Origin of the sequence: Rhodococcus sp. SORGH_AS_0301, assembly GCF_030818285.1 — a bacterium.
Classification (GTDB): Bacteria; Actinomycetota; Actinomycetes; order Mycobacteriales; family Mycobacteriaceae; genus Rhodococcoides.
On the sequence record NZ_JAUTAC010000002.1, the window covers coordinates 392,224 to 418,678 of the forward strand.

The following is a 26,455-nucleotide window of genomic DNA, read 5'->3' on the forward strand; positions in this document are numbered from 1 at the left end:
TCGGGCTCGCCGTCTTCTGGAGGACTCACAGGAGGCGGCGACGACTGCTGGTCCGGGCCACGCCCCACGGCTCGGGAAGAGAGACACATTAATAGTTGTTTACCTCAGGTATCTATCTATATAGTTGCAGACAGCAAGTAAACGAGTTCGAGGAGAGATCGCCGTGGCCGTCCACACCGAGACAGCAGAGCTGCTGATGGAAGAAGTCTTCCGCTTCGGCCGCGCACTGCGCGTGGCCGTGTCGACGGGGGACGACCGCACCGAGTTGCCGGCCGCCCTGGTCGGCGTACTGGGAACGCTCGCCACCCACGGCGAGTGCCGACAGTCCGAACTGGCGAACGCCATGTGCACCAGCCAGTCCGTGCTCAGCCGTCAGCTCGCCGAGCTGGTGGACGCCGGCCACGTCGTGCGTACTCCCGATCCCGACGACGGACGTGCCACCCGGGTTCGGGTGTCCGACGCCGGACTCGCCTGCTTGGACCGCATCAAGGAGCACCGAGTCGCACGGTTGTCCCGCATGTTGGGGGACTGGGACGAGGACCAGGCGAATGCCGCCCTCGACTCCATCCGTCGACTCACGTCCACCTTCACCGACGAGGCGCAGGCCCGGCACTCCGGCCAGCGCATCCTCTCGCATAACTGAGAATAGGAAGAACCACAGACATGACCGTCACACACGACACTCCGCCCTCCCGGGTGAGTGACACCGATCAGCTCTCGGCTCCCGCCGAGGCCGCCGCGGACTCGACCCCGATGACGCACCGGCAGATCCTCGAGGCCCTGATCGGTCTGCTCGCCGGGCTCTTCACCGCCCTGCTCAGCACGACCATCGTCTCGACCGCCCTGCCCACCATCATCGGTGACCTGAAGGGCTCGCAGACCGCGTACGCCTGGGTCATCACGACGGCACTGCTCGCCAACGCGGCCTCGACGCCGATCTGGGGCAAGCTCGCCGACCTCTTCAACAAGAAGCTGCTGGTCCAGAGCTCGCTCGTCATCTTCGTCATCGGCTCCGTCATGGCCGGCCTCGCGCACAACGTGCCGATCCTGCTCGCCGCTCGCGTGGTGCAGGGCATCGGCATGGGTGGTCTGACCGCACTCGTCGTCGCCATCATCGGCAGCATCGTGTCTCCTCGTGAGCGCGGTCGCTACTCCGGCTACATGGGCGCCGTCATGGCCGTCTCGATGTCCGGCGGCCCGATCCTCGGCGGCGTCATCGTCGACAGCCCCCTCGGGTGGCGTTGGTGCTTCTTCGTCTGCATCCCGCTCGCCGTCATCGCTCTGCTGCTGCTGCAGCGCACGCTGCACATCACCACCGAGCGCAAGGACGACGTCTCCATCGACTGGCTCGGCGCGCTTCTCCTCACCGCCGGTGTGTCCGTGCTGCTCATCTGGGTCTCGTTCGCCGGCAAGGCCGGGTACTACGACTGGATCTCCCGTGAGACCGCGATGTACGTCGGCGGCGGTGTCGCTCTGCTGATCCTCACCGTCCTCGTCGAGGCGAAGGTCAAGAGCCCGATCATCCCGCTCAAGATCGTCACCGAGCGCACCACCGGACTCGCCATCATCGCCTCCGTCGCCGTGGGTGTCGGCCTGTTCGGCGCCACCACCTTCCTGGGTCAGTACTTCCAGACCGCTCGTGGCTACTCGCCCACCGCGGCAGGCCTGCTCTCCATCCCGCTCGTCGCCGGCATGCTTGTCTCGTCGGTCGGCTCGGGTCAGCTGATCTCCCGCTTCGGCAAGTGGAAGCCCTTCATCGTCACCGGTTCCTTCCTGCTCGTGGTCGGCTTCGGTCTGCTGGGCACGCTCGATCACGCCACCAACCTGTGGCTCGTGGGCGTCTTCATCGCCATCGTCGGCCTCGGTACCGGCATGCTGATGCAGAACCTGGTGCTGGCCGTGCAGAACACCGTGAGCGTGCAGAACATCGGTGCGGCATCGTCCACCGTCGCGTTCTTCCGGACGTTCGGTGGCGCCATCGGCGTCTCGGTTCTGGGATCGGTCCTCGCCACCCGCGTCGCCGACAACTCGGCCTCCGGACTCGCCGCCCTCGGTGTCCCCGCCGGCTCCAACGGCGGCGGCACCCTGGACATCGGATCGCTGCCCGACCCGATCGCCGCGGTCATCCGTACCGCCTACGGTGACGCCACCGGACGCATCTTCCTGATCGCCGGGTTCGTCGCACTGGTCACCGTGCTCGCGGTGCTGTTCATTCCGAACCGCCCGCTGCGCACCACGATCGACCTGAAGCCGCAGGGTGAGCAGGCCGTGCCCGTCGAGGGCTCGGACGTGCAGGGCGAGACCGCCGTGGACATGCAGAAGGACGAGGCTCGCACCGACACCGCGGACACCACGGAGATCGCACCGGTGACCGCTCCCGTCGGCAAGCACGAGGCCGCGGAGGGCTCCGCACCGTTCGACGGACTGAGCACCGATGCCCGCGACCGGCTGCTGTCGCTGCTGCTGCCCAAGCCCGCGGAGACTCTCGACGCACTCGAGGAGGCCGAGGTGCTGCGCGCCGAGGTCGCCGAGCTCCAACAGGAACTCGACTCCAAGATGCTGAGCTTCGACGCCGTGTGCGAACGACTGCGCCGGTTGGGTCTCAGCGAGGACCAGATCGCTCGCGTTCTCGGTGACGTCCACGTGCCGGACGTGCACTCGCGGTTCGACGCGTCGCACAACTAGTTCGACGACGACAGAGCGGACGCACCCGATTCGGGTGCGTCCGCTCTCTCGTGCGTGGGGTGCACGGGTTCCGTGATGTGCACACCCCTTCTATACGGCGGACGAGGGTGTGCGGCGCGGGAACCTGTGCGCGCCGGCGCTCATCGGCTCACTAGGTACTCCCGCAGCTGCTCCACGACGAACGCGTGATCGTCGCGGTGTGGTAGACCCGAGACGCCCGCGTACCCGACGACTCCGACGCCGTCCACCCGCAGCGGCAGCACTCCACCCGCGGCGGCGTGCGTCTCGGCGGGCAGGCGCGACTGCGCATCGAAGTCGCGGCCGGTGGCGGTGAAGAACTCGAGCACGCCCAGCGAGCTCCGCCCGTACCTCGTGGCGGTGTTGGTCTTGCGGGTCAACCAGTCGTCGCTCTCCGGATACGACCCCGGCAGAGCTGTGTGGAACGCCCGCTGGTGGCCGTGCACGACGCCGATGACGAGGGGGAGCCGACGCGTCGCCGCGGCCTCGCGCATCCGGCAACCGAGAGCCCAGGCGTCGTCCAGGTCGAACGAGGCGAAGCTGACCGCGGTCTCGTCGGCGATCACCGCGGCGAGTTCCGGGGTGCTCATGCGGTGGACGAGGCGAGCCAGATGTTCAGACCGCCGTCGACGGCGTACTCGTCGATGTCGGCGAGATCCTGATCGCTGAAGGGCGGGCTGTCGAGGGCTGCGACGCTGTCCGCGATCTGCGACGGCCGGGACGCACCGACGAGCACCGAGGAGACCTGTCGGCGACGCAGCACCCAGGCCAGTGCCATGTGCGCCAGCGACTGTCCGCGCCGCTCGGCGATGCCGTTCAGTGCCGCGACGTTGCCGAGGTTCTCCTCCGACAGCATGCCGTCACGCAGGGTCTTGCCTTGAGTCGCGCGGGATCCCTCGGGGATGCCGTCGAGATACTTGGTCGTCAGCAGACCCTGCGCCAGGGCAGAGAACGCGATGCAGCCGATGCCCTCCGCGTCCAGCACGTCCAGAAGTGACGGAACTCCCTGCTCCACCCAGCGATTGAGCAACGAGTACGACGGCTGATGGATGGCCAGCGGCGTGCCGAGATCCCGGAGAAGAGCTGCCATCTCGACGGTCCGCTCCGCGGAGTAGGACGAGATGCCCGCGTACCGTGCCTTGCCCGAGCGCACCGCGGAGTCGAGTGCACGGGCCGTCTCCTCGAGCGGGGTGTTCGGATCGAACCGGTGGCTGTAGAAGATGTCGACGTAGTCGAGCCGCAGACTGGTCAGCGAGTGGTCGAGGCTGCCCAGCAGGTACTTCGCACCACCGCCGCGGCCGTACGGTCCGGGGAAGAAGTCGTATCCCGCTTTCGTGGAGACGACGATCTCGTCGCGGAGTGTCGCGAAGTCCTCGGCCAGGATGCGGCCGACGTTCTTCTCCGCGGAGCCCATCGGCGGGCCGTAGCCGTTCGCGAGGTCGAAGTGGGTGATGCCCAGATCGAATGCGCTGCGGATGATCTCGCGCTGTTTCTGCAGTGGCGTGTCGTCGCCGAAGTTGTGCCACATACCGAGTGACACGGCAGGCAGCAGGAGGCCCGAGGTCCCGACGGGCCGGTAGGCCATCGAGTCGTAGCGGGTCGACGCCGGGGTGTAGGCGTCACGGAGCAGGGAGGGCATGAAGGAGGGCTCCTATCGGGTGAGGGAGAGGTCTTTCAGAAGGTCGATCTGGGTGTCGTCCTCGAGAGCGGACCCGACGGCGACGACGTCGGCGCCGGCGGCGAGATAGTCGGGGGCGTTGCGGGCATTCATGCCGCCCGTCGCGACGAAGCGCATCGCGGGGAAGGGGCCCTTCATCGCGGCGAACCAGTCGGCGCCCAGGACGGATGCGGGAAACGCTTTGACCCATCCGAGCCCGAACGCGGCCGCTGCCTGGACGTCGGTCCCGGTGGCGACACCGGGAAGGTGCGGCATACCGGCGTCGATGCTCGCCCGCGCGACGGCGGGGTCGAAGCCGGGAGCCACCGTGAAGGCGGCACCCGCCTGCTGTGCCGTCCGCACGAGGTCGGGGGTGACCACCGTCCCCGCCCCGACGGTCATGCCGCGCTCGGCTCCCGCGCTCACCACCGCGGCCAGTGCGTCCACCGCGGCGGCGGACTGCACCGGCACCTCGATGCAGGTGATGCCGGCGTCCCAGCCGCGCTGGGCGAGCGCGACCGACCGCGCGGGGGAGAACCCCCGCAGAATGGCCATCACGGGTCGCGACGAGAACGCGTCGTCGAACCAGTCGTTCACGGTCTCCATCCGAGCTCCTTCGACACGTTGTCGGTGACTGCCCGGAGGTCGGGCAGCAGTTTCTGCAGGGCGGCGAGGTCCGCGCGCCCCTTCAGCGAGGTGATGGACACCGCCGCGACGACGCGATCACTCGCGTCTCGCACGGGCATCGCCACACAGTTGACGTAGTCCTCGTACTCGGCGTCGTCCACCGACCAGCCGCGCTCGGCGACGACTCGCAGTTCCTCGTCGAACTGCTGCCGCGAGGTGATGGTGGTGGCCGTGTGTCGCGAGAAGTCCGCGCCGTCGAGCACGGCATCGACCACCTCGGGGTCCTGGAATGCCAGTACCGCCTTGCTGACGCCGGCCGTGTGCAGGCACACGGGAGCGCCGATCTGGGAGAACAGCTTGATCATGCCGGGTTGTTCGATCTTGTCGACGTAGATGATGCGGCCGCCGTCCAACTGAGCGAGATGCACTGTGTGCGAGCACTGTTCACCCAGTCCGACCAGATACGGGCGAGCGGTGTTCGCGAGGTCGAACTGGTCACGCGCAGCGTGAGCCAGCCCGGCGATGCGGTACCCGACGCCGTACTTCCCGTCGGCCCGCTTGCGGGTCAGGCCGTGGTCGGTGAGGGTCTGCAGCACTCGCAGTGCCGTCGACCGGTGGATGTCGAGATGCGCCGCGACCTCGCTCTGGGTCCGCGGCTGGACGGCGACGAACTCCAGGATCTCGACCGCTCGTTCCACGCTCTGCGACATCGTTCACGCTCCTTCGACTGTGGGGCTCGTGCCGTCAGGCATCGAGCGCTGCTGCGGGGACGAAGTCGGTGGTGCTCGACAACGCTCTCGAGGCGAGATCGTGCCCCATGGACAGCCTGCCGTGTGCGTCCTTGCCTGCACGCAGTCCGGACAGGTATCCCGCCGCGAACGCGTCACCGGCCCCGACCACCTCGACCACCTCGACGGTGTGCGCCGGTACGAAGACGTCGCCCGACAGGGTGAACTCCGTGGCACCGACGTCGCTGTCCTTGATCACCACCGTTCCCGACGTTCCGACGAGGGAGGCGATCGACCGGGCGTCCTCGGTGCCCCACAGGTCGGCAGCCTCGTCGCGGCCGACGAAGACGATGTCGGCGCGTCGGGCCAGATCGAGCAGGATCGGCGCGGCCCGCTCACGCGACCAGACGCCGGGCCGGTAGTTCACGTCGAACGACAGGATCGTCGACGTGCCGGCGCAGAGGTCGAACAGTCGATCCGTCATCGCCGCACACGTCGGCGACAGCCCCGCGGTGATACCGGACGTGTGGACGACGTCGGTCCGGTGCAACGGCAGTCCGTCCAGAGTCGCCGGGGACATGCGCGACGCAGCAGAGCCCCGCCGGTAGTAGTGGACGGTGGTGACACCGTCGTCCGGGTCCTTGAAGTACACGCCGGTGGGCGCGTCCTCGCGGACGGTGACGTGGGAGGTGTCGACGCCGTGGGACGCAATGGCGTCGACGATGCGACGGCCGAGCGGGTCGGCACCCACCGCGCTGGCCCACGACACCTCGTGGCCCTGTTCGGCGAGATAGAGCGCGACCGTCGACTCTGCTCCACCCATATGCAGGGTGAAGAGGTCCGCAGTGTGCAGGGGGGTGGCGTCGACCGGTGCGACGAGCGTCATCGTCTCTCCGATGCAGAGGAACTCAGGCATCGACGCTCTCCTTCGGGGCGCGGGTGCGACTCTTCTTCAGGCCGGCACGCAGGTACGGGCCGACGACGGCCAGCGCGCTCAGCACGAGCAGACCGACGGCGATACCGCTGGTGTAGATGCTCGCGGCGCCGTCGATGAGGAACGCCCGACGGATGTTGCTCTCGGCCAGCGGACCCAGGATCAAGCCCAGGACGAGCGGACCTGCCGGAAAACCGTTGCGTCGCAACACCAGTCCGAGCAGCCCGAAGACGAGCATGAGTCCGACGTCGAATGCGCTGTTCTGCACCGCGTAGGTCCCGACCATGCAGAAGGTGATGATGACGGCCCACAGGTACTGCTGCGGGAGGTCGAGCAGCTTCACCACGCCGCGCATCCGGACGAGTGCGAGAGCGAGTGCACCGAACGTCGCGAGCAGCATGATCGCCGCGAGGCTGTAGACCAGGTCGGGGGAGTCGACGAACAGGGCCGGGCCCGGCTGCAGGCCCCAGATGACCATCGACCCGATCATGACCGCCATCACCGCGTCGCCTGGAACACCCAGTGCCAGTGTGGTGGTGACCGATCCGCCCATGGTGGCCGTGCTGGCGGTGTCCGCGGCCGCCAGGCCCTCGAGTGAGCCCTTCCCGAACTTCTCGGGATGCTTGGACGCCCGCCGAGCCTGGTCCCACGAGACGATTCCGGCGATGTCGCCGCCCGCCGCGGGGACCACACCGACCACCGACCCGACGCCGGATCCGATGAGTGCCGGCTTGAGAAGCTCACGGCGCTCCGCCTTGGTCGGCCACCACTTTCCGAGCTGTGTGATCGGTGCGGGGAGTAGACCGGGGCGGCGGCAGATCATCTGGTTGAACACCTCGGCGATGCCGAACAAGCCGACGATCGCCGCGATGAAAGGTATGCCGGAGCTCAGTTCGTTCAGTCCGAAGGTGAAGCGGCCGTCGCCGGTGATGGGATCGCGGCCGATGGCCCCGAGTCCGAGGCCGAGGATGCCGGCGAACAGACCCTTCACGACGCGCCCACCCGAGACGCCGATCATCATCGTCATGCCGAACACCACGAGGGCGAACATCTCGGCCGGCCCGAACCGGAGTGCCACACTCGCGATGGGTTGTGCGGCGAAGACGAGGATGCAGATGCCCACCACGGATCCGATGGCGGACACGAGCGCCGAGCTCGTCAGTGCGATCCCGGCCCGCCCCTGCTTGGCCATCGGGAACCCGTCGAAGGTAGTGGCGATCGACGCCGGGGTGCCGGGCGTGTTGATGAGGATGGACGGCACCCGATCGCCGAACTGGGCGGCGACGTAGATCGACAGGAGGACCGAGAGGCCCTGCAGCGGTTCGAGAGTGAGCGTGAAGCCGGCCGCGAGTGCGACTGCCATCGCCGCGGTGATGCCCGGCACGGCACCGACGAGTGTGCCGAGCAGGATGCCGATGAGAAGGCACAGCCCGATGCTGGGGTCGAGGAGGGCGCTCAGTCCCTCGCTGACGGCGCTCACAGCGGCACCTGCAGGAGCATGCCGAAGATCACCCAGAGAACCGCCGTGGTGACCACCGGGAACACGAGGAGCGCCTTGATTCCTCGGCCGCCGAAGATCGCGACGAGCGCGGCGAGCAGCACCACGGTGACGACCCGGAAGTCGAGGTACTGCCAGGCGGTGCCGTAGACGACGATGGCCAGCAGCGTCGCGGTGAGGGCGCCACCGCCCGATCGGGTCATCGCGGCCTCGTCGGAGACGATGCGTCCCGTGAAGGCCTGCACGACGAGGACGAGTCCTGCGATCACCATCGAGATCGCGAGCGCGGTGGGCCACCAGCGCGGACCGAAGGCCTGCCCCTCGCGGGCCAGATCGATGTCCCGTGCGGCGACGAACAGGGCGCCGCCGACGAGGGCCACGACGACGCCGATGACCGCTTCGTAGGTGCGGCTGGTGTGCCGCACGTCCTCCTCGGAGGGGTCGCCCGGGATCGTCACGGACGAATCCGTCAGGTCGTGCGTCGTCATTCCTGTGCCGCCAGGTCCGCGAATCGATCCGACTCGGATCCGACGAAGGTGGTGGTCTCGTCCGCGGAGCGGTACAGCGGCAGGTTGCCGCCGGACTCGATCAGATCGATGTACTCGTCTGTCGCGGAGGCGCTTTCGATGGCGTCCTCGATGCGGGTGGCCACGCCGTCGGGCAGGCCGGTCGGCGCCGCGATGACGGCCCAACTGCCGATCACCACGTCCTGACCGAGCTCGGTGGCGGTGGGGACGCCCGGCAGTGCGGGCGCGGGCTCCTCGGTGAAGACGGCGAGAACGCGGAGTCGCCCGTCGGCATGAGCGGGTGCCGTCTCTCCGATCCCGGCGACGACGGCATCGACCTGGGAGCCCACGGCCGCGGTGACCGCGGGTGCGCCGCCGTCGAAGGGGACTCCCGTGAACTCGACACCGGCGACCCTGCCGAGTTCGACGGCGCCTGCTTCCCAGATGCTTCCGGGTCCGGCGTTCGACACGGTGATGCCGCCCGGATCGGCCTGTGCGGCGGCGAGGAGGTCGTCGAGAGTCTGATACGGGCTGTTCGCCGGCACTGCGATGGTGCCGGGCTGGGAGTTGACCTGTCCGAGGAAGTCGTAGGACGCCGGATCGATCGAGTAGCCCTGATGACCGAGCAGGCTCACCTCGACCGGGAGAACACCGATGGTGTATCCGTCGGGATCCTGATCGGCGAGGTACTGCATGCCGATGGATCCTGCTCCGCCCGGTCGGTTCTCGACGATCACACTGACACCGAGGGATTCCTCCATCTGCCGGCCCAGTGTGCGCGCGGTGAGGTCGGTCGCGCCGCCCGCTGCGGTCGGCGTCAGCAGGGTGATGTTGCCGGTGGGGAAGTCCTCGCCGGACTCGGCGCCGCCGGACGATCGATCCGCGCAGCCCGCCGCGACGCCGGCGATCAGGGTCGCTGCTGCCACGACGCCGAGCGCCCGGTGCGAGGAACGAGAGGGTGAGATGCGCACGCATGCCTCCAGGATGGGATTGTGTTGCACTGTATGCAACACGGTTGCTGAGAGTGCACTCACCATAACCCATATGTGAGCCAGTGCATACCAATTGTCCGTTTGTGATCGAGGCGTCGTCGACGCGGCGGTACCCGCGCGGCAGGCACGACGAGTGCACCCCTTCCGTCGAGCCGGAAGGGGTGTGTGGCGCCGAAACCTTTGCGCGCAGTGGCAATGGGGCACTGCGCACCGGTTCCGCGACGTGCACACCCCCTGCAGTCGGCGGAGGGGCGCGCGTACCGCGGAAGCCCGCGCAGATGCGACCTACTGCACCGTCACGGGCATGCTCGCGTACCCGCTCGCACCGTCGGGAACGGTGTCGACGCGCACGTCCGTCTGCACCTCACCGGTGCCGTCGGTGGCCCGAGCCTCGATGCGGTGCTGGCCGGAAGTGGCGGTCCAGGCGTACGACCATTGGCGCCAGGTGTCGCGCGAGTACTCGTCGGAGAGGGTGGTCTCGGTCCAGGGGCCGTCGTCGACGCGGACCTCGACACGGGAGATGCCTCGATGCTGGGCCCACGCGACGCCGGCGATCATCACCGTGCCCGCCTGGACGTCCTTGCTGCCGACGGGGGTGTCGATACGGCAGGCCGTCTTGATCGGTCCGCGCTCGGACCATCCGCGGTCGGTCCAGTACGCGCGAGCCTGGCTGAACTTGGTCACCTCGAGGTCGGTGACCCACTTGGTCGCCGAGACGTAGCCGTACAGGCCGGGGACGACGAGGCGCGCCGGGTAGCCGTGCTCGATCGGCAGCGGCTCCCCGTTCATGGCGACGGCGAGCATGGCGTCGCGCCCGTCCATGAGGACGTCCAGCGGGGTGCCGGCCGTGAAGTCGTCGTGCGACGAGGACAGCACCATGTCGGCCGATGCCTGCGGACGTGCTTCCGCCAGAATGTCTTTCAGGGCGTAGCCGGTCCAGGTGGCGTTGCCGACGAGGTCGCCGCCGATGGGGTTGGACACGCAGGTGAGCGTCACCATCCGTTCGATGGACACGCGCTGTTCGAGATCGGCCAGCGTCAGCGTCATCTCGTTGTCCACCATGCCGTGGATGCGCAGACTCCAGTCCTGCGAGTTCACCCGCGGCACCACGAGAGCGGTGTCGATCCGGTAGAACTCGGCGTTCGAGGTGACGTACGGGGACAGGCCGGGCAGCCGGAGATCCGCGGCGGCGGGCACGGGCGGCGCCGGGCTGTCGGGCACCGGGACGGTGAAGGCGTTGCGGTCCTGCGTGACCGCCCGCGTGGAGGCGCCGAGCACCCGTCCCGCGGCGCCGGTCGCGACGGCCGCGGCAGCGCTGATCCCGGCGAGCATCAAGAAGCGTCGACGGGAGAACCCCTCCGACGCGTCCGGGTCCGCGCGCTCGACGAGCGACCGTAGGACGAGGATGCCGACCGCGACGCCGACGACGGTGGGGAGCGCTGCGATCGATCCACTGCCGGAGCGCGAGATCGCCGCCAGGACCCCGAGTACGCCGAGAACCACGAACAGTGCCGATCCGATGGGTCGCCGAGCACGTTCGAGGATGCCTGCTCCGGCGGCGAGGAGGGCGATGACGACACCCATACCGATGAAGAGGGCGAGCTTGTCGGAGGTGCCGAACGTGTCGATGGCCCACTCGCGGACGCCTGCGGGGGTGTTGTCCACCGCGGCCGACCCCACAGCGACGATCGGTGACGAGTCCGGGCCGACCACGGCGGCGAGGAGTTCACCGACACCGAGCACGAGGGCGGCCGAGAGGATTCCGGACAGGGCCCTGCGCATCACGTTCACTGTGTCACTCTAGTCGCGCGAGCACCGTGTCCGAATAGTCGTTTCCGAAGGTGCCGTGGGGATCCACTCGCTCGCGTTCGGCCACGACGTCGTCGAAGCGCGGGTACAGCGAACGAAGTGTGCCCGCGGTGAGGGAGTGCAGCTTGCCCCAGTGCGGTCGTCCACCGACATCACGAGCGATCGCCTCCACCGCGTCGAAGTACCCACCCACCGGCCGCCGGTGGTACTGGTGGACCGCGACGTAGGCGGTGTCACGGCCGTGCGCGGTGGACAACCAGACGTCGTCGGCGGCGGCGCAGCGGACCTCGACCGGGAAGGTCACGCGGTAACCGGTCCGCGCGATCCAGGCCTCGATCGCGCGGATCACGCTCGGCACGGACTCGGGCGGCACCGCGTACTCCATCTCGCGGAAGCGGACCCGACGGGAGGACGCGAACACGGACGAGCTGCGATCGGTGAACGTGCGACCCGACCAGGCCGCCGCCGACACCGTGTTCACCCTCGGGATGATGGACGGGATTCGCGTCGTCACGCGATTGATCACCTCGAAGGCGTTGTTGGACAACAGTTCGTCGTCGATCCACGACGACACGCGGCCCACGGGAGACAGTGGCGTGTCGGCGGGCAGCCGCGTGTTGCGCTTGGTCAGCACCCGATCCGTGTGCGGGAACCAGTAGAACTCCGGATGGTCGACGTCGCGCATGTCGTCGGGGAAACGCTCGAGTGCCTCGCCGAGGCGACCCGGGGTCTCCTCGGCGTGCAGCGCGAAGGCCGGAACGCACCGCATCGTCACGGCGGTCAGGATCCCGAACGCCCCGAGGCCGAGTCGCGCGCACTCGAACAGCGGCCCGTCCGACACCGTGACCTCCGTGCCGTCGGCGAGCACCAGTCGCGCCCCGACCACGTGGGCGGACAGCCCGGCGAACCGCGCCCCGGTGCCGTGCGTGCCGGTCGAGATCGCACCCGCGAGTGTCTGCACGTCGATGTCGCCCATGTTGGTCAGCGCCAGCCCGCGGGCGTGCAGGAGATCGTTCAGGGTGTGCAGCCGCGTTCCGGCGCGCACGGTGACGTCGGTGGTGCCGTCCGGTCCCGCGGCCACACCCTCGATGCCCGTCAGATGGTCGAGCGCCACCAGGACGCCGTCCGTCAGCGCGGCGCCGGTGAACGAATGGCCTGCTCCGACCGCGTGGACCCGGCCCTGCGCGCGCACGACGACGTCCCGGATCTCGTCGGTGCTGTGCGGTCTCACGATCGACGCGGGCCGTGCGCGCTGGTTTCCCGCCCAGTTCGTCCATTCGGTCATGGATGGATACAAGTACTGGACAACCGTCCAGGTCAACCCCCTAGACTTCGACCATGACCGTGCGCCTCCCCGCCGATCTCCGGCGTTCGCAGCTGATCGAGGCCGGGCTCACCGTGGCAGCGGAGGCCGGGATCGCCGCCGTCACCGTGCGCGCCGTCGCCGAACACGCGGAGGTTTCGCTCGGCGTCGTCCACTACTGCTTCGAGAACAAGGAAGCGCTCGTCACGGCCATGGGCGAGGCGTTGGTCCAGGAGCTCGGCGCCGCCGTCGGCACGGCCCTGCACGCTGCCGCCGCCGACGGTCGGCGGGACTGCGCCGGCCCCCGTGCGCTGCGCGAGATACTGCACCGCGGCGTGGCCGCACTCTGGTCGGTCATCGAGAGCACGGCCGACCGGCAGCTGCTCACCTACGAGATCACCGCCTACTCGGTGCGCTCCGCGGGAGCCGGACCCGGCATCGGCACGTTGCAGTACCGCGTCATGGACACCGAGACGGAGAGCTTCCTCGAGGCGGCGGCCGAGGTATCACGGATGCGGTGGACCGAACCGATGGCGTCGTTGACGCGTTCCGCACTGGCGACCATCGACGGGGTGGTTCTCCGGTGGCTCGTCGACCAGGACACTCTCGCCGTCATCGCGGAACTCGACGACCTGGCCGCGCGCATCGCGGCGAAGGCGGTGCCGTCGTGACCGTGCTCGATCGGCTCGGTGCCGCGACGGCAGAGCTCGACCCGCCGCTGCTCGCGATCGACGAGGAGTCGCTCGAGGCCAACCTCGCGGATCTGGTGCGACGGGCCGGCGGTACGCCCATCCGTCTCGCGTCGAAATCCGTCCGTATCCGCGGTGTCCTCGAGCGTGCGCTGGCCGTTCGGGGGTTCGCGGGCGTCATGGCCTACTCGCTGCGAGAGGCGTTGTGGCTGAACGAGGTACCGGACATCCTCGTCGGCTATCCGACCGTGGATCGACAGGCGCTCGCCACCCTGGCCGCGGACGCCGACGCGTGCCGCCGCATCACTCTCATGATCGACTCGCGAGCACACCTCGACGTGATCGACGCCGCCGGTCCGTGGGCAGCTCCGGTGCGGGTGTGTCTCGACGTCGACGCGTCGCTCCGCATCGGACCCGCACACATCGGTGTTCGTCGGTCGCCGCTACGTCGTCCGGCCGAGGTAGCCGCGCTGGCGCGGGAGGCGGTCCGGCGCGGCGCGTCCGTCGTCGGCGTCATGTTCTACGAGGCGCAGATCGCGGGGCTGCCCGATTCCGGACGAGCGGTGCGGTGGATGAAGCGGAAGTCGGCGTCCGAGTTGGCCTTCCGGCGACGCGCCGTGGTCGATGCCGTGCAGGACGAGGTGGGCGTACTCGAGATCGTGAACAGTGGGGGCACCGGGTCGATCGAGGTGTCGGCTGCGGATCCGGCGGTGACCGAGGTGACGGCGGGCTCCGGCTTGTTCGCGCCGACGCTGTTCGATCGCTACGACGCGTTCACTGCACGACCGGCGCTGTTCTTCGCGCTCCCCGTCGTCCGCACGCCGACGCCGACCATCGCGACAGCGTTCTCGGGTGGGTACATCGCCTCGGGACCGACGGGGGCCTCTCGTGTGCCGTCACTGATCGGACGCGGGGCGTTGATCCGCACCGAGGGGGCCGGGGAGGTCCAGACGCCGGTGGCGGGATCCGGTGCGGCGGTGGGGGATCGGCTGTGGTTCCGGCACGCCAAGGCCGGTGAGGTGTGCGAGCGCTTCACAGAGGCACACCTCGTGTCCGCGGACGGTTCCCGCACGACACTGCCCACCTACCGCGGTGAGGGCCGGGCCTTCGGCTGACCGGCATCATTCGTCGGGGCTCACCCGCATGAAGGCGCCGACCAACGACAGCTCCGCCGGTGTCGAGGGCAGATAGTGCGTCAGCGCGGGTGAGCGGACGACGTATGCGGCCCACTGCCCCCGCGACAAGGCGACGTTGATGCGGTTGCGCGACAACAGGAACTGCATGCCGCGCGGCACGTCCTCGGGGGCCGACGCGGCCATGGACACGATCACCACGGCGGCCTCCCGGCCCTGGAACTTGTCGACGGTGCCGCACGAGGCCTCGTGCAGTCCGGCATCGTCGAGCGCCGCGCGCACGGTGGCGACCTGGGCGTTGTAGGCCGCCACCACGAGCAGGTCCGAGGCGCCGAGCGGCCGTGTCTCCCCGTCACACGTCCAGGCCGATCCCACCAGTGACCGTGCGAGTCGGACGATCTCGACCGCTTCCTCTCGCGAGGACGTCGCGTTGCCCTCGTGGTCGACGAGAACTGTGTGCACTCCCGGGTCGACGCCGTCCAGGTGCCGTCCCAGCACTGTGTCGTGCGAGCGGAGCCGTCCGTCGTAGGACAGGTCGGACACCACGGAACACAGCTCGGGGTGCATGCGGCGAGTGGTGGCCAGGAAGTACCCGAGGTCGGCCGGGAGCGTGTCGGAGCCGTCCGCGAGCCAGCCCAGAGCAGAGGTGTCCACCGGTTCGGGGTGGCTGCCCTGGCTCACCTGCGGCAGCTGCTGCGGATCGCCGAGCAGCAGGAGGTTGCGTGCCACCCGCGCCACCGCAATGGTGTTGGCGAGCGAGAACTGGCCCGCCTCGTCGACGACCAGCAGGTCCAGCTCCTGCTCCGTGAACTCCTTGCGGTTGGTGAACGGCCAGGCCGTCGCACCGACGACGCATCCGCCGGTGTGTGTGGCCAGGTACCCGGAGTACGAGTCCACGCCGAGCCACGAGTGCGTGCTGTCGGACGACCCCTTCTTGGCGACGCTCTCGGGATCGAGCCCGGCGGCGACGACACCGTCGAGAAGGTTCTCGATCACCGAGTGCGACTGGCCGACCACCCCGATGCGCCAGCCGTGATCGCGTGCGAGTGCGGCGATCACTCGCGATCCGGTGTAGGTCTTCCCCGTTCCTGGCGGCCCTTGGACCGCGATGTAGGAATCGTCGAGATCGAGGAGCGACGCCGTGATGGCCGCAGCGACCTGCTCGTCGACGACCTCGGCGAGCGGTGCGCCGGACCGGGTCCGGGGAGGATCACGACGCAGGAGGTCGACCACGGCCGAGGCGCGGACCTCGGGAAGGCGATCCGCTGCCTCCGCCGCGGTGGCGGCGATGGCCTCCCGCAGCGTGGTCGTGTTGACGAAGGCATCGGGCGTCGTGGCGACCGGTGCGACATCGTGGGGTTCGGCGCCCTTGGACAGCGACTCCTCGAGCGTGAGGTGGGCGCCGTCCTCGGACACCTCGACGATCGTTCCGGGCATCGTCCAGCGATACTGCGGGTTCGCGCGTCTGTCGGGCGCGATCCAGTCCGGAGCAGGCGGCGCGTAGAGCACGGTCACCTTCGACCCCACGCGCCCACTGCCGGGCCCGAACTCACCGCGCACCACGCTCGTGCGCCGCTGGACCCGCTTGCCGGGCGGTGTCGCCCACTCGGTCATGGACTCCACCTCCTCGACCATGAACACGTCGCGGGTGTCCGCCCACTCGTCCATCGGAGAGGACAGTCGGTCGAAGTGCGCCCACCAGTACGGCTTGTCCTCGCGCTGGTGATATCCGACAGCGGCCGCGAGCAGGGCGATCGCCTGCTGGTCGGTCGTGCGTGAGATCGGTTCACCGGCGAACTCCCACAGGGCGTCTCGCACCGCGTCCCGGTCCTCGTCGACCGGTTCGGCCGCGTCGAGCGGACCGCGGGGCACCACACCCGCGCGTTCGGCGTGACCGAGCAACCAGTCGCGCAGTTCCAGTGTGGAGCGGCAGTCGTACTCGTTGTAGTCGGCGATCTCGGCGAGGACGCCGGCCGCCTCGTCGAGGTCGCCACGGTCGCGCAGATCGCACCAGCGCGCGTACTCGGTGATGGAAGCGACGGCGTCTGCCACGTCGCCGCGGTGATCGGTCATGTACAGCGGTTCGAGCTTCTTGATGCTGTAGCTCGGTGCGCCGATGCGCAGGGCGGACCGCACGACGGGATACAGGTCGACGAGGATCTGCTGCCGGAGAAGGTCGTCGACCTCGTTCTCGTACACCCCGTACCGCGAGGCCAGACGCAGCAGAGCCGACTTCTCATATGCCGCATAGTGATACACGTGCATGCCGGGGAACGCCTCGCGGCGTGCACGCACGTACTCGACGAAGGCGACGAAGGCGGCCCTCTCCTCGTGCCGGTCGTGGGCCCAGAACGGCCGGAACGCGCCGTCGGACTCCATGACGCCGAAGAGGTACTCGAGCCCCCAGTCGGAGGAGCCGCGTTCGGCGTACAGCGGGTCGCCCTCGAAGTCGAAGAAGATGTCGCCCCCGTCCGGAGCGGGCAGTGCACCGAGAGCACTCGGGGTGTGCACGTCGACCACCGGTGACCCCGACTGCTCCTGCTGAACCTGGGCCAGGGCCTGCGCGCGCAGGGTGCCGAGGGACCGCTCCGAGAGGTCCGCGACGGAACCGGTGTGTGCGGCCAACTCGTCGACGGTCGTGATCCCCGCGGCGTGCAACGTGGACCGCTGGGAGACGCGCATCCCGGCGACCAGCAACAGGTCACGCTGTGCCTCGACCTCGGGGGTGCAGTGCTCGCACCGGAAGCAGGCGCGAATGTCGAGGTCGGCCCAGGATGCCGGGAGCAATTGCGTCAGGTGGCCGGACAGCAGGGCCACCATCTCGCGCCGTGCGCGGCGGTAGACGGGGAGGACGTCCGGCAGGTGCACGAGATGGTCGGTGCCGTCACCGAGGACGAGGTGGCCCGTGGCGGACGTGGGAACTCCGACAGCCTCGAGCGCGTCGGCGTACGCCGCGATCTGCAGGACCGACGGGACGCGCTCGGTGCGCGACAGCTTGGTGTCGTGCACCGCATAGGTGTCGGTCGACGGGTCGTGGATCAGGAAGTCGCTGAAGCCGAGGAACTCGCCGTCGAAGAACGTGCCCTGGTAGATGACGGGGACGCGCTGCTGCGCCGCGGCGAGGGTGGCCTGTGCGGCGGCGGCCAGCGCGGACGGGATGCTCTCGGCCGGCCGTTCGATGGTCACGACGCCGTCCGGATGCTCGCGCTCGAGTCTCAGCAGCTCGCGGGCCTCGTGCTGACTGCCGAGGCGCGCGAGCCGGGCGAACATCGCGTCGTCGACCTGCTCGGTCTCGATGCGGCCGAGGTTCGCGTCGAGCGTGCGCAGGAGTGCGTACTCGCACCGGGACGCCAGCGCGAGGTCGCCTGCGCTGTGGACGAGGGTGTCTCCGGTGACGAACATGCCGCCACCCTAACGAGACCGGCCGACAGGTCAGCGGGTCCCGAGGGCCGGTGCGATCGTCGTGCCCCAGGCTTCCTTCAGCTGGTCCTCGAACAGTGCCCAGCTGTGCGAGCCCTCGCCGCGCATAGAGATGGTCGCAGGCACGCCCGCCCTCCGCACCGCGTCGGCGAAGATGCCGGTGCACGTGTTCACCATGGCTTCGACGGCTGCTCCACCGAACGGGGGAATGCTGCCGGGCGGGATGCGGTCGACGGGGCCGGGAACACCGCTCGCGGATCCTGCGTAGACAGCCGTTCCGCGGAGGCGGTCGGCGTGGAGGGACGGGTCGTGCTGCGCCCATGCGGGAGCACCGGGAGGGCCCCACATGTTGAAGGGGTTGTTCAGGGCGCCGCCGATCATGATCGAGATCGCGGCCTGGGCGAGCGGGTTCGACGAGGCGGGGCACCCGCTGATGGATGCCGCGGCACGGTAGAGGCCGGGCGCCTGCACGGCGAGATCGAGTGCCGGACCGCCGCTCATCGACACCCCTGCCACCGCGTTGCGGCGCGTACTGCCGAAGTGCTGGTCCATGACGCCGGGCAGTTCCTGCGTCAGATAGGTCTGCCATTTGTTGGATCCGAGGATCGGATCGTCGGCGAGCCAATCCGTGTAGAAACTCAGACGCCCACCGATGGGGAGCACGACGGTGACGTTCTTGTCGGCGAAGAATCCCGGGGCGCCGGAGTTGTTGATCCAGCCGACTCCGTCCTCGTTGCCCAGGGCGCCGTTGAGAAGGTAGAGCGTGGGGAGCGACCCGCCGCGAGCCGGGCGGAGCACGTCGTTCGGCACGACGCGGTTCATGGCGGGGGAGTAGACGTCGACGACCGAGTGTGTCGGCGAGAGCTGCCGCACCCCGACCACTCGGGCAGGCTCCGCAGCGGTGGCGGCGGGCGCCCCGAGAAGAGCCGCGACGACGGCGACGACGATGACGAAAACCAACCTCATGGTCCGATGCTCGCACGGCGGAGGGAACCGTGGGGTTCGGTTCTGTGTCGAACCGGTGACTATTGAGTCACATCAGCCACAATGGCCACATGCCGTTCTTCGAAGGACCCCGAGGTCGCGCCCACTACCGCCAGTGGGGACCCACCGAGGACCCTGCCGCGACCCTCGTGTTCCTGCACGGGCGGGGACAGCACACCGGCCAGTACCACCGGTTCGGCGCTGCCCTGTCAGCACACGGCATCGCCACCTGGGGCCTCGACCACATCGGCCACGGCTTGTCCGAAGGAGAGGCGGCCGACGACGCCGCCTACCTCGACGCGCTGGCGGAGAACGCACGACATCTCCTCGACGTCGTGGTCGAGGCCGGCCACCGACCTGCGGTGATGGGCCACTCGCTGGGGTCCGCGACCGCGGTGCGGATGCTCGCGACCGGCGGGGGCGCGCCCGCCGTCGTGCTGGTGGCGATGCCGCCGCGCGCGATCTCCCGCGAGGATCTGACGGCAGCGACCCGGTCGCCCACCCTGGCACTGCACGGTGTGGACGACCGCATGGTGCCGATCGACGGCGTCCGAGACCTCGTGCGCGGCATCCCGACGATCACCCTGCGCGAGTACGCCGACACCGGACACGACCTGCTGCACGAGAAGATCCACCGCACCGTGACCGACGCGGCCGCGGACCACGTCCTCGCGAACGCCTGACGTCAGCTGACGATGATGGTGCGGGTGTGCCACCCGGTCGAACCACCGGGGATCGGCGGGGTGCGCTCCTCGACCTGCGTGTTCCCGTCCTGATCCGTCGCGCGGACCTGGATGTTGTGGTTGCCCGCAGTGGCGTCCCAGTCCCAGAACCATTGGCGCCAGGTGTCGATCGTGTACTGCTCGGCGAGCGTCGCCTCCTGCCACGGTCCGTTGTCGACACGGACCTCGACGCGCTCGATGCCACGCTGCTGCGCCCAGGCGGTACCTGCGACACGGACGGGACCGGGTGCGACGGGGGCGAAGGCGGCCGGCACGTCGATGCGTGACGCCGTCTTGATCGGTGCCTTGTCGCCCCAGCCGCGGTCGGTCCAGTAGGCCGTCGCCTCGTCGAAGCGCGTGAGTTCCCAGTCGACGACCCACTTGGTGGCGGAGACGAATCCGTACAGACCGGGCACGACCTGACGCACCGGGTAGCCGTGCTCGACGGGCAGCGGCTCGCCGTTCATCGACACCGCGAGCATCGCGTCGCGGCCGTCGGTGAGGGCCTCGACCGGCGAACCGATGGTCATGCCGTCGATGCTCGTGGACAGCAGCATGTCCGCGTCGGCCTGCACACCCACCTCGTCGAGGATGTCCTTGATGGGGAACCCGATCCAGGTCGCGTTGCCGGCGAGCGGTCCGCCGACCTCGTTGGACACGCACGTCAGCGTCACGACGCGCTCGATCGGAGTGCGAGCCATGAGGTCGTCCCAGCTCAGCGTCATCTCGCGGTCGACCTTGCCGTGGATCTTGAGCTGCCACTCGGCGGTGGTCAGCTGCGGGACCTGCAGAGCGGTGTCGATGCGGTAGAAGGTGTTGTTCGGCGTGACGAAGGTGGTCGCGCCCTCGACGCCGATGTCGGTACCGGCCGGAATGGCGGCGGCTTTCTCGCCGGCCGCGACCGTGGGGAGGCGGAAGTTCTTGATGTCCTCGGCGACGCCGGCGACACGATCGCCGAGGTACCGGCCGACCGTGCCGGCTGCGACGGCCACCGCGGCGGCAGCGCCGAACAGGACGAGGAACTTGCGACGCGGCATGAACCCGTCGACCGTGCCCGCCGGTACCTCCAGCGCTCGCGTGAGGGCTTGCAGGACCGCGATGCCCAGGACGACACCCACCACGGTGGGGATGACGTCACTGAGTGAGGACGTCGGCCGCTGCAGCACCGCGTAGACACCGACGGCGCCGAGCACCAGCAGGATCGCCGATCCGATGGGACGGGACGGGCGCTCGAGCAGGCCGGCGATGGCGGCGATGATCGCGATGCCGATGGACATGCCGACGAACAGGGCGGCCTTGTCGTTGGTGCCGAAGGTGTCGATCGCGAACTCGCGGGCGAACGCGGGCGTGCGGTCCACGGTGGTGGAGCCGACGGCGAAGAACGGTGACGACGCCGAGCTGAAGAGGAGCGAGAGGATCTCGCCCACGCCGAGCACGACGCCGGCGGCGACCACTCCGCTGAGCATGCGTGCGAAGGGGTGGACGCGCGTACGCGCGGAGTCACCCGAGGTCTGGCGTTCGGTGGTCGTCGTGGTCATGACTGCTATTCGTCACGATGGCAGTGTCGGCTTGCTCCGGTGGGCGTGTTGACGAGCCACAACGAGCGAGGCGCGCCCGTGAGGAGTTCTCACGGGCGCGCCTCGGGTGGGTCGGACGAGTGTCAGCCGCCGTAGATGTCGGCCACCTCGGTGGCGTGCGACTCCAGGATGACGTTGCGCTTGAGCTTCATGGTCGGCGTCAGTTCTCCCGACTCGATCGTGAAGTCACCGGGCAGGATCGTGTACTTCTTGATCTGCTCGGCTTTGGAGACCTTCGAGTTGGCCGTGTCGACGGCCTTGTCGATCTCGGCGATCAGGTCGGCGTTGGTCGTCAGATCACTCGCGGACGTGCTCTTGTCGAGACCGTGACGCTCGAGCCAGCCGGGCAGAGCCTCGGGATCCAGCGTGATGAGCGCCCCGATGAACGGCTTGGCGTCGCCCACGACGAGGCACTGGCTGACCAGCGGGTGCGACCGGATGGAGTCCTCGAGGCCGGCGGGCGCGACGTTCTTGCCACCTGCCGTCACGATGATCTCCTTCTTGCGACCGGTGATCGAGAGGAAGCCCTCGTCGTCGAGTGAGCCGAGGTCACCGGTGTGGAACCAGCCGTCGCGGATCGATTCCTCGGTGGCCTTCTCGTTGTGCCAGTACCCGGAGAACACGACGGGACCCTTCACCAGGATCTCGCCGTCCTCCGCGATCTTCACGGCGTGCCCCGCGAGCGGGCGGCCGACGGAACCGATGCGCTGCTTGTCGGTGGTGTTGACCGTGACGGCGGCGCTGGTCTCGGTGAGTCCGTAGCCTTCACGCACCGGAACGCCGATGCCGCGGAAGAAATGGCCCAGTCGAGCGCCGAGGGGGCCGCCGCCGGACAGCGCACTGGTGCACCGTCCACCGAGCGCGGCGCGGAGCTTCGAGTAGACCAGCTTGTCGAACAGGGTGTGCTTCGCCTTGAGCACCAGGCCGGCGCCGCCCTTGTCCTGCGCGATGCTCCACTCGATCGCGACGTCCGCGGCCTGATCGAAGATCTTGCCCTTGCCGCCGTCGTGCGCCTTCTGCTTGGCCGAGTTGTAGACCTTCTCGAACACGCGGGGGACCGAGAGGATGAAGTCGGGCTGGAACTCGGCGAACTGCTCGACCAGCGTCGTGGTGTCGGACGTGTGCGCCACCGTCACCTTGGCCTCGAAGGCGCCGAACGACACCGCGCGAGCGAACACGTGCGCCATCGGGAGGAACAGCAGGGTGCGCTTGCCCTCGGTCATCTGGTCGTGCAGCGCCACCTGGGTGGCCGTCGTCTCGGCGTAGAAGTTCGAGTGCGTGAGCTGGACACCCTTCGGGCGGCCGGTGGTCCCCGAGGTGTAGATGAGCGTGGCGGCCGACGACGCGGACACCTGCTGACGACGGGCGTGCAGATCGTCGTCGGACACGGAGGCGCCGCGGGTGGTGAGCTCGTCGATCGCACCGCCGTCGAAGCTCAGCGTCTCGCGGAGATCCGCGGCGCTGTCGGTGACGTCCTTCATGCGGGTGAGGTGTTCGGAGGTCTCGACGACGAAGAGCTTGGTCGCGGAGTCCTCGAGGATCCACTGCGCCTGATCGGCTGCGGACGTCTCGTAGATGGACACGGTGCAGCCACCGGCGGTCCAGATCGCGTAGTCGAGCACGACCCACTCGTAGCGGGTGCCGGCCATGATGGCGACGCGGTCACCGAACTCGATGCCGGAGGCCATGAGGCCCTTGGCCACGCCCGCGACCTCGTCGGCGAACGTGCGCGCCGTGACGTCCTTCCACGAGCCGCCGACTCGCCGTTGGAACGCCACCCACTCCGGGGTCTCGCTCGCGTAGCGGAACACGGTGTCGGCCATCGAGACGTCGTCCGGGATCGTGTAGGACGCGGGTACCGAGTATTCGTGCACGGTGTCTGTACCTTCCAGTAGCAGCAGGTTTGTTGTGTATTGGATCACATGAAGCGATGCTGCGGTGATCGTAGTGCCGTATCCGCTTTGTCCTGTTCGAACAGTTGTCGTTCTGCAGGTGGTCGCTGGACTAGACTCTGGTGCACATGAGCACTTCCGAGTCGGAAACGGTGTCCACCGACACCCCCTCGTTCGTCGATCTCGGTATCGACGAGCGTGTGCTGAAAGCCCTCGCGGACGTCGGGTACGAGACGCCGTCGCCCATTCAGGCAGCCACCATCCCGCCGTTGATGGCCGGGAACGACGTCGTCGGCCTCGCGCAGACAGGCACCGGCAAGACCGCCGCGTTCGCCGTGCCGATCCTCTCGCGCCTCGACGTCGCCAACCGGGTGCCGCAGGCGCTGGTTCTCGCGCCCACCCGCGAGCTGGCCATCCAGGTGGCCGAGGCGTTCGGCAAGTACGCCACCCACATCGAGGGCCTGCACATCCTGCCCATCTACGGCGGGCAGGCGTACGGCATCCAGCTCTCCGGTCTGCGGCGCGGCGCCCACATCGTCGTCGGCACGCCCGGTCGCGTCATCGACCACCTCGAGAAGGGCACGCTGGACCTGTCACACCTCGAGTACCTCGTGCTCGACGAGGCCGACGAGATGCTGAAGATGGGATTCCAGGAGGACGTCGAGCGCATCCTCGCGGACACCCCCGAGTACAAGCAGGTGGCGCTGTTCTCGGCCACCATGCCGTCGGCGATCCGCAAGATCTCGCAGCAGTACCTGCACGATCCGGTCGAGATCACGGTGAAGACGAAGACGTCCACCGCCCCCAACATCACGCAGCGGTACGTGCAGGTGGCGCATCAGCGCAAGCTCGACGCCTTGACGCGGATCTTCGAGGTCGAGGACTTCGAGGCGATGATCATCTTCGTCCGCACCAAGCAGGCCACGGAGGAGCTCGCCGAGAAGTTGCGGGCGCGGGGCTACTCGGCCGCCGCCATCAACGGTGACATCGTTCAGGCGCAGCGCGAGCGGACCATCGGTCAGCTCAAGAACGGTGCGCTCGACGTGCTCGTCGCCACCGATGTCGCGGCCCGCGGTCTCGACGTCGAGCGGATCTCGCACGTCGTCAACTACGACATCCCGCACGACACCGAGTCGTACGTGCACCGCATCGGGCGGACCGGTCGCGCCGGGCGCGCGGGCGAAGCGCTGCTGTTCGTCGCGCCGCGGGAGCGTCATCTGCTCAAGGCCATCGAGAAGGCGACGCGGCAGCCGATCACCGAGATGCAGCTGCCGAGCGTCGACGACGTCAACGCGCAGCGCGTGGCCAAGTTCGCCGACTCCATCACCCAGTCGCTGTCCTCGACGTCGCTCGGGCTGTTCCGTCGACTCATCGAGGACTACGAGCGCGAGCACGACGTGCCGCTCGCGGACATCGCCGCGGCGCTGGCGACGCAGTCGCGGGACGGCGACGCGTTCCTCATGTCGCCCGAGCCGCCGCCCCCGCCGCGGGAGAAGCGCGAGCGCCCCGAGCGCAAGTTCGACGATCGGGACGCACCGCCGTTGCGCAAGTCTCGCAAGGGCGATCAGGATCTGGCGGTGTACCGGATCAGCGTCGGCAAGCGGCACAAGGTGGCGCCCGGTGCCATCGTCGGTGCCATCGCCAACGAGGGCGGGCTGCGGCGCAGCGACTTCGGGCACATCAGCATCCGGCCGGATCACAGCCTGGTCGAGCTCCCGGCGGATCTCGCGGACGAGACGTTGGAAGCGTTGCGCCGCACCAGGATCAGCGGCGTGCTCATTCAGCTGCAGCGCGACGGCGGACCGCCCCGCGGCAAGCACTGACAGCAGCGCACCCCCGCGAGAGTCTCGCGGGGGTGCGGTGCGTCAGCTCTTCTGCAACGCCGAGGGATGCGCGTCGGTGTCGACGCCCGGAACCCCGCGGCCGCGGATCGACGCGCCCGCCGTCTCGGCGACGAAGAACAGCGCGATGAGGCCGACGACGCAGGCGCCCATCATGTAGAACGCCGGGACGAGATCGTTGCCGGTCCGTTCGACGAGCCACTCGTTGGCCGCCGGCGCCGTCCCGCCGAACAACGAGGTCGACACGTTGTAGGCGATGGCGAAGCCGGCGAACCGGACGTGCGTCGGGAACATGGCCGGGAACGTCGCCGAGATGGTCGAGAGCTGCAGGACGTAGAGCAGGCCCAGCACGGTGAACGCGACGATGGCCCAGCCGAAGTTGACCGTCATCAGCATGTACATCGGGATCGCGAAGATCAGCAGTCCGACCATCGAGACGAGCCACAGTGGCTTGCGCCCCACCTTGTCCGACAGTGCTCCGGCGAACGGAATGACGAGCATCATGGCGAACTGCCCGATGACGACGAGGAACAGCGACGACGTGCTCGACAGGCCGATCCGGCTCTCCAGATAGGTCGGCATGTAGCTCAGCAGGGTGTAGTTGCAGACGTTGAGCGCGACGACGAGGCCCATCAGCGTGAGGATCGGTCGCCAGTAGGTGGCGATCAGTTCGCGGAACTGGGTGGACGTCTTGTGCTCCACCGCGTCCTCGTTCTCGAGTTCACGGAACACCGGGGTGTCCTCGAGCTTGGACCGCATGTAGAGCCCGATGAGCGCCAGCGGCCCAGCGACGAAGAACGGCAGGCGCCAGCCCCACGTGTCCATGAACGCGTCGGTGGAGAGCAGGTCGACGGCCAGCACCACGAGGGCGCCGAGGGAGAAGCCGCCGAGTGTGCCGAACTCGAGGAAGCTGCCGTAGAAGCCGCGCTTGCGGTCGGGGGAGTACTCGGCCATGAAGGTGGCTGCGCCGCCGTACTCACCGCCGGTGGAGAAGCCCTGGATCATGCGCAGGATCACCAGCAGAACCGGTGCCCAGAAGCCGATCGAGGCGTAACTCGGGATGACACCGATGAGGAAGGTCGCGGTGCCCATCAGGATGATGGTCAGTGCGAGGACGTGCTTGCGGCCGAGACGGTCCCCCAGTGGTCCCCAGACGAGGCCGCCGAGCGGCCGCACGAGGAAGGACACCGCGAAGATGCCCAGCGTCAGCAGGGTGGCGGACTCGAGGTCGTCCGGGAAGAACGCGCGGGAGATGTACGTCGCCGTGTAGGCGTACACGCCGTAGTCGAACCACTCGGTCGCGTTGCCCATCGCCGAGGCGCCGATCGCGCGCCGGAGAACCCCGGGCGGAGCGTCCTTCAGCGCCGGTGTCGGGTTGTCGACAGAACCTGATTCGGAAGTACTCACTCACCCAGACCTACCGAAGTAGTGGCCGAACCT

At 68.7% G+C, this 26,455-nt stretch carries 21 protein-coding genes; 6 read left to right on the top strand and 15 right to left on the bottom strand.

Annotated elements, in window-relative coordinates; all coding sequences use genetic code 11:
* Positions 1-163: 163 nt before the first annotated feature.
* Complete coding sequence (locus tag QE397_RS02435; protein WP_027504681.1) at positions 164-643, top strand: MarR family winged helix-turn-helix transcriptional regulator; 480 nt, start codon at positions 164-166, stop codon at positions 641-643.
* Between the two features lie 110 nt (positions 644-753).
* Positions 754-2,685, top strand: coding sequence for an MDR family MFS transporter (locus tag QE397_RS02440; RefSeq protein WP_222631082.1), 1,932 nt, complete (start codon positions 754-756; stop codon positions 2,683-2,685).
* A gap of 140 nt (positions 2,686-2,825) precedes the next feature.
* Here QE397_RS02440 and QE397_RS02445 read toward each other — a convergent pair whose 3' ends face one another.
* The 10 genes from QE397_RS02445 to QE397_RS02490 form a co-directional block, all read right to left on the bottom strand.
* Entirely contained in the window at positions 2,826-3,293 is a 468-nt protein-coding gene (locus tag QE397_RS02445) for a heme-degrading domain-containing protein (protein ID WP_307091436.1), read from the bottom strand.
* A complete protein-coding gene (gene mgrA / locus QE397_RS02450; protein WP_307091438.1) occupies positions 3,290-4,342 on the bottom strand; it encodes an L-glyceraldehyde 3-phosphate reductase in 1,053 nt (350 codons plus the stop codon). The genes QE397_RS02445 and mgrA overlap by 4 nt, the downstream gene beginning before the upstream one ends.
* A gap of 12 nt (positions 4,343-4,354) precedes the next feature.
* Positions 4,355-4,966, bottom strand: coding sequence for a bifunctional 4-hydroxy-2-oxoglutarate aldolase/2-dehydro-3-deoxy-phosphogluconate aldolase (locus QE397_RS02455; protein WP_222630489.1), 612 nt, complete (start codon positions 4,964-4,966; stop codon positions 4,355-4,357).
* Positions 4,954-5,697 carry an IclR family transcriptional regulator gene (locus tag QE397_RS02460; RefSeq protein WP_027504686.1) on the bottom strand — a complete coding sequence of 248 codons (744 nt, stop codon included), beginning with the start codon at positions 5,695-5,697 and terminating at the stop codon, positions 4,954-4,956. Before QE397_RS02460 ends, QE397_RS02455 begins: the two co-directional genes overlap by 13 nt.
* 34 nt (positions 5,698-5,731) lie before the next feature.
* Positions 5,732-6,631, bottom strand: coding sequence for a sugar kinase (locus tag QE397_RS02465; protein ID WP_307091442.1), 900 nt, complete (start codon positions 6,629-6,631; stop codon positions 5,732-5,734).
* On the bottom strand, positions 6,624-8,129 hold the full coding sequence (locus QE397_RS02470; RefSeq protein WP_285184414.1) for a tripartite tricarboxylate transporter permease: 1,506 nt from the start codon (positions 8,127-8,129) through the stop codon (positions 6,624-6,626). Before QE397_RS02470 ends, QE397_RS02465 begins: the two co-directional genes overlap by 8 nt.
* Positions 8,126-8,605 carry a tripartite tricarboxylate transporter TctB family protein gene (locus QE397_RS02475; protein ID WP_307091445.1) on the bottom strand — a complete coding sequence of 160 codons (480 nt, stop codon included), beginning with the start codon at positions 8,603-8,605 and terminating at the stop codon, positions 8,126-8,128. Before QE397_RS02475 ends, QE397_RS02470 begins: the two co-directional genes overlap by 4 nt.
* A 26-nt stretch (positions 8,606-8,631) precedes the next feature.
* Positions 8,632-9,579, bottom strand: a complete 948-nt coding sequence (locus QE397_RS02480; RefSeq protein WP_307091447.1) for a tripartite tricarboxylate transporter substrate binding protein — start codon at positions 9,577-9,579, stop codon at positions 8,632-8,634.
* 351 nt (positions 9,580-9,930) lie between these two features.
* Positions 9,931-11,427: a molybdopterin-dependent oxidoreductase gene (locus tag QE397_RS02485; protein ID WP_307091450.1), complete on the bottom strand. Its 1,497-nt coding sequence runs from the start codon at positions 11,425-11,427 to the stop codon at positions 9,931-9,933.
* 13 nt (positions 11,428-11,440) lie between these two features.
* The gene (locus tag QE397_RS02490; RefSeq protein ID WP_307091453.1) at positions 11,441-12,739 is read right to left on the bottom strand and encodes a D-arabinono-1,4-lactone oxidase; all 1,299 of its coding nucleotides are present in this window, start codon (positions 12,737-12,739) and stop codon (positions 11,441-11,443) included.
* 53 nt (positions 12,740-12,792) lie between these two features.
* Here QE397_RS02490 and QE397_RS02495 point away from each other — a divergent pair, with 53 nt between their 5' ends.
* Positions 12,793-13,428, top strand: coding sequence for a TetR/AcrR family transcriptional regulator (locus QE397_RS02495; protein WP_307091455.1), 636 nt, complete (start codon positions 12,793-12,795; stop codon positions 13,426-13,428).
* The gene (locus QE397_RS02500) at positions 13,425-14,561 is read left to right on the top strand and encodes an amino acid deaminase/aldolase (protein WP_307091457.1); all 1,137 of its coding nucleotides are present in this window, start codon (positions 13,425-13,427) and stop codon (positions 14,559-14,561) included. The genes QE397_RS02495 and QE397_RS02500 overlap by 4 nt, the downstream gene beginning before the upstream one ends.
* A 6-nt stretch (positions 14,562-14,567) precedes the next feature.
* Here QE397_RS02500 and QE397_RS02505 read toward each other — a convergent pair whose 3' ends face one another.
* The gene (locus tag QE397_RS02505) at positions 14,568-17,981 is read right to left on the bottom strand and encodes a bifunctional RecB family nuclease/DEAD/DEAH box helicase (RefSeq protein ID WP_307091459.1); all 3,414 of its coding nucleotides are present in this window, start codon (positions 17,979-17,981) and stop codon (positions 14,568-14,570) included.
* A gap of 30 nt (positions 17,982-18,011) precedes the next feature.
* The gene (locus QE397_RS02510; RefSeq protein ID WP_056441924.1) at positions 18,012-18,965 is read right to left on the bottom strand and encodes an alpha/beta hydrolase family protein; all 954 of its coding nucleotides are present in this window, start codon (positions 18,963-18,965) and stop codon (positions 18,012-18,014) included.
* Positions 18,966-19,054: 89 nt separating this feature from the next.
* Here QE397_RS02510 and QE397_RS02515 point away from each other — a divergent pair, with 89 nt between their 5' ends.
* Positions 19,055-19,666, top strand: coding sequence for an alpha/beta hydrolase (locus QE397_RS02515; protein WP_307091462.1), 612 nt, complete (start codon positions 19,055-19,057; stop codon positions 19,664-19,666).
* Positions 19,667-19,668: 2 nt separating this feature from the next.
* Here QE397_RS02515 and QE397_RS02520 read toward each other — a convergent pair whose 3' ends face one another.
* Together QE397_RS02520 and QE397_RS02525 are read right to left on the bottom strand one after the other, a co-directional pair.
* On the bottom strand, positions 19,669-21,243 hold the full coding sequence (locus QE397_RS02520; RefSeq protein ID WP_307091464.1) for a molybdopterin-dependent oxidoreductase: 1,575 nt from the start codon (positions 21,241-21,243) through the stop codon (positions 19,669-19,671).
* Positions 21,244-21,365: 122 nt separating this feature from the next.
* Positions 21,366-23,156, bottom strand: coding sequence for a long-chain fatty acid--CoA ligase (locus QE397_RS02525; RefSeq protein WP_027504699.1), 1,791 nt, complete (start codon positions 23,154-23,156; stop codon positions 21,366-21,368).
* A 146-nt stretch (positions 23,157-23,302) separates the two neighbouring features.
* Between QE397_RS02525 and QE397_RS02530 the strand changes: the two genes are divergently transcribed.
* Positions 23,303-24,997, top strand: coding sequence for a DEAD/DEAH box helicase (locus QE397_RS02530; protein WP_051613107.1), 1,695 nt, complete (start codon positions 23,303-23,305; stop codon positions 24,995-24,997).
* A 42-nt stretch (positions 24,998-25,039) separates the two neighbouring features.
* Here QE397_RS02530 and QE397_RS02535 read toward each other — a convergent pair whose 3' ends face one another.
* Positions 25,040-26,326: an MFS transporter gene (locus QE397_RS02535; RefSeq protein WP_222632582.1), complete on the bottom strand. Its 1,287-nt coding sequence runs from the start codon at positions 26,324-26,326 to the stop codon at positions 25,040-25,042.
* Positions 26,327-26,455: the final 129 nt, after the last annotated feature.

Coding starts and splice junctions, on each gene's coding strand:
- QE397_RS02440 (WP_222631082.1), top strand. CDS start 754: ATGACGCACCGGCAGATCCTCGAGGCCCTGATCGGTCTGCTCGCCGGG.
- QE397_RS02530 (WP_051613107.1), top strand. CDS start 23,303: ATGAGCACTTCCGAGTCGGAAACGGTGTCCACCGACACCCCCTCGTTC.
- mgrA (WP_307091438.1), bottom strand. CDS start 4,342: ATGCCCTCCCTGCTCCGTGACGCCTACACCCCGGCGTCGACCCGCTAC.
- QE397_RS02490 (WP_307091453.1), bottom strand. CDS start 12,739: ATGACCGAATGGACGAACTGGGCGGGAAACCAGCGCGCACGGCCCGCG.
- QE397_RS02505 (WP_307091459.1), bottom strand. CDS start 17,981: ATGTTCGTCACCGGAGACACCCTCGTCCACAGCGCAGGCGACCTCGCG.
- QE397_RS02485 (WP_307091450.1), bottom strand. CDS start 11,427: ATGCGCAGGGCCCTGTCCGGAATCCTCTCGGCCGCCCTCGTGCTCGGT.
- QE397_RS02515 (WP_307091462.1), top strand. CDS start 19,055: ATGCCGTTCTTCGAAGGACCCCGAGGTCGCGCCCACTACCGCCAGTGG.
- QE397_RS02520 (WP_307091464.1), bottom strand. CDS start 21,243: ATGACCACGACGACCACCGAACGCCAGACCTCGGGTGACTCCGCGCGT.
- QE397_RS02455 (WP_222630489.1), bottom strand. CDS start 4,966: ATGGAGACCGTGAACGACTGGTTCGACGACGCGTTCTCGTCGCGACCC.
- QE397_RS02510 (WP_056441924.1), bottom strand. CDS start 18,965: ATGAGGTTGGTTTTCGTCATCGTCGTCGCCGTCGTCGCGGCTCTTCTC.
- QE397_RS02445 (WP_307091436.1), bottom strand. CDS start 3,293: ATGAGCACCCCGGAACTCGCCGCGGTGATCGCCGACGAGACCGCGGTC.
- QE397_RS02460 (WP_027504686.1), bottom strand. CDS start 5,697: ATGTCGCAGAGCGTGGAACGAGCGGTCGAGATCCTGGAGTTCGTCGCC.
- QE397_RS02465 (WP_307091442.1), bottom strand. CDS start 6,631: ATGCCTGAGTTCCTCTGCATCGGAGAGACGATGACGCTCGTCGCACCG.
- QE397_RS02495 (WP_307091455.1), top strand. CDS start 12,793: ATGACCGTGCGCCTCCCCGCCGATCTCCGGCGTTCGCAGCTGATCGAG.
- QE397_RS02535 (WP_222632582.1), bottom strand. CDS start 26,326: ATGGGCAACGCGACCGAGTGGTTCGACTACGGCGTGTACGCCTACACG.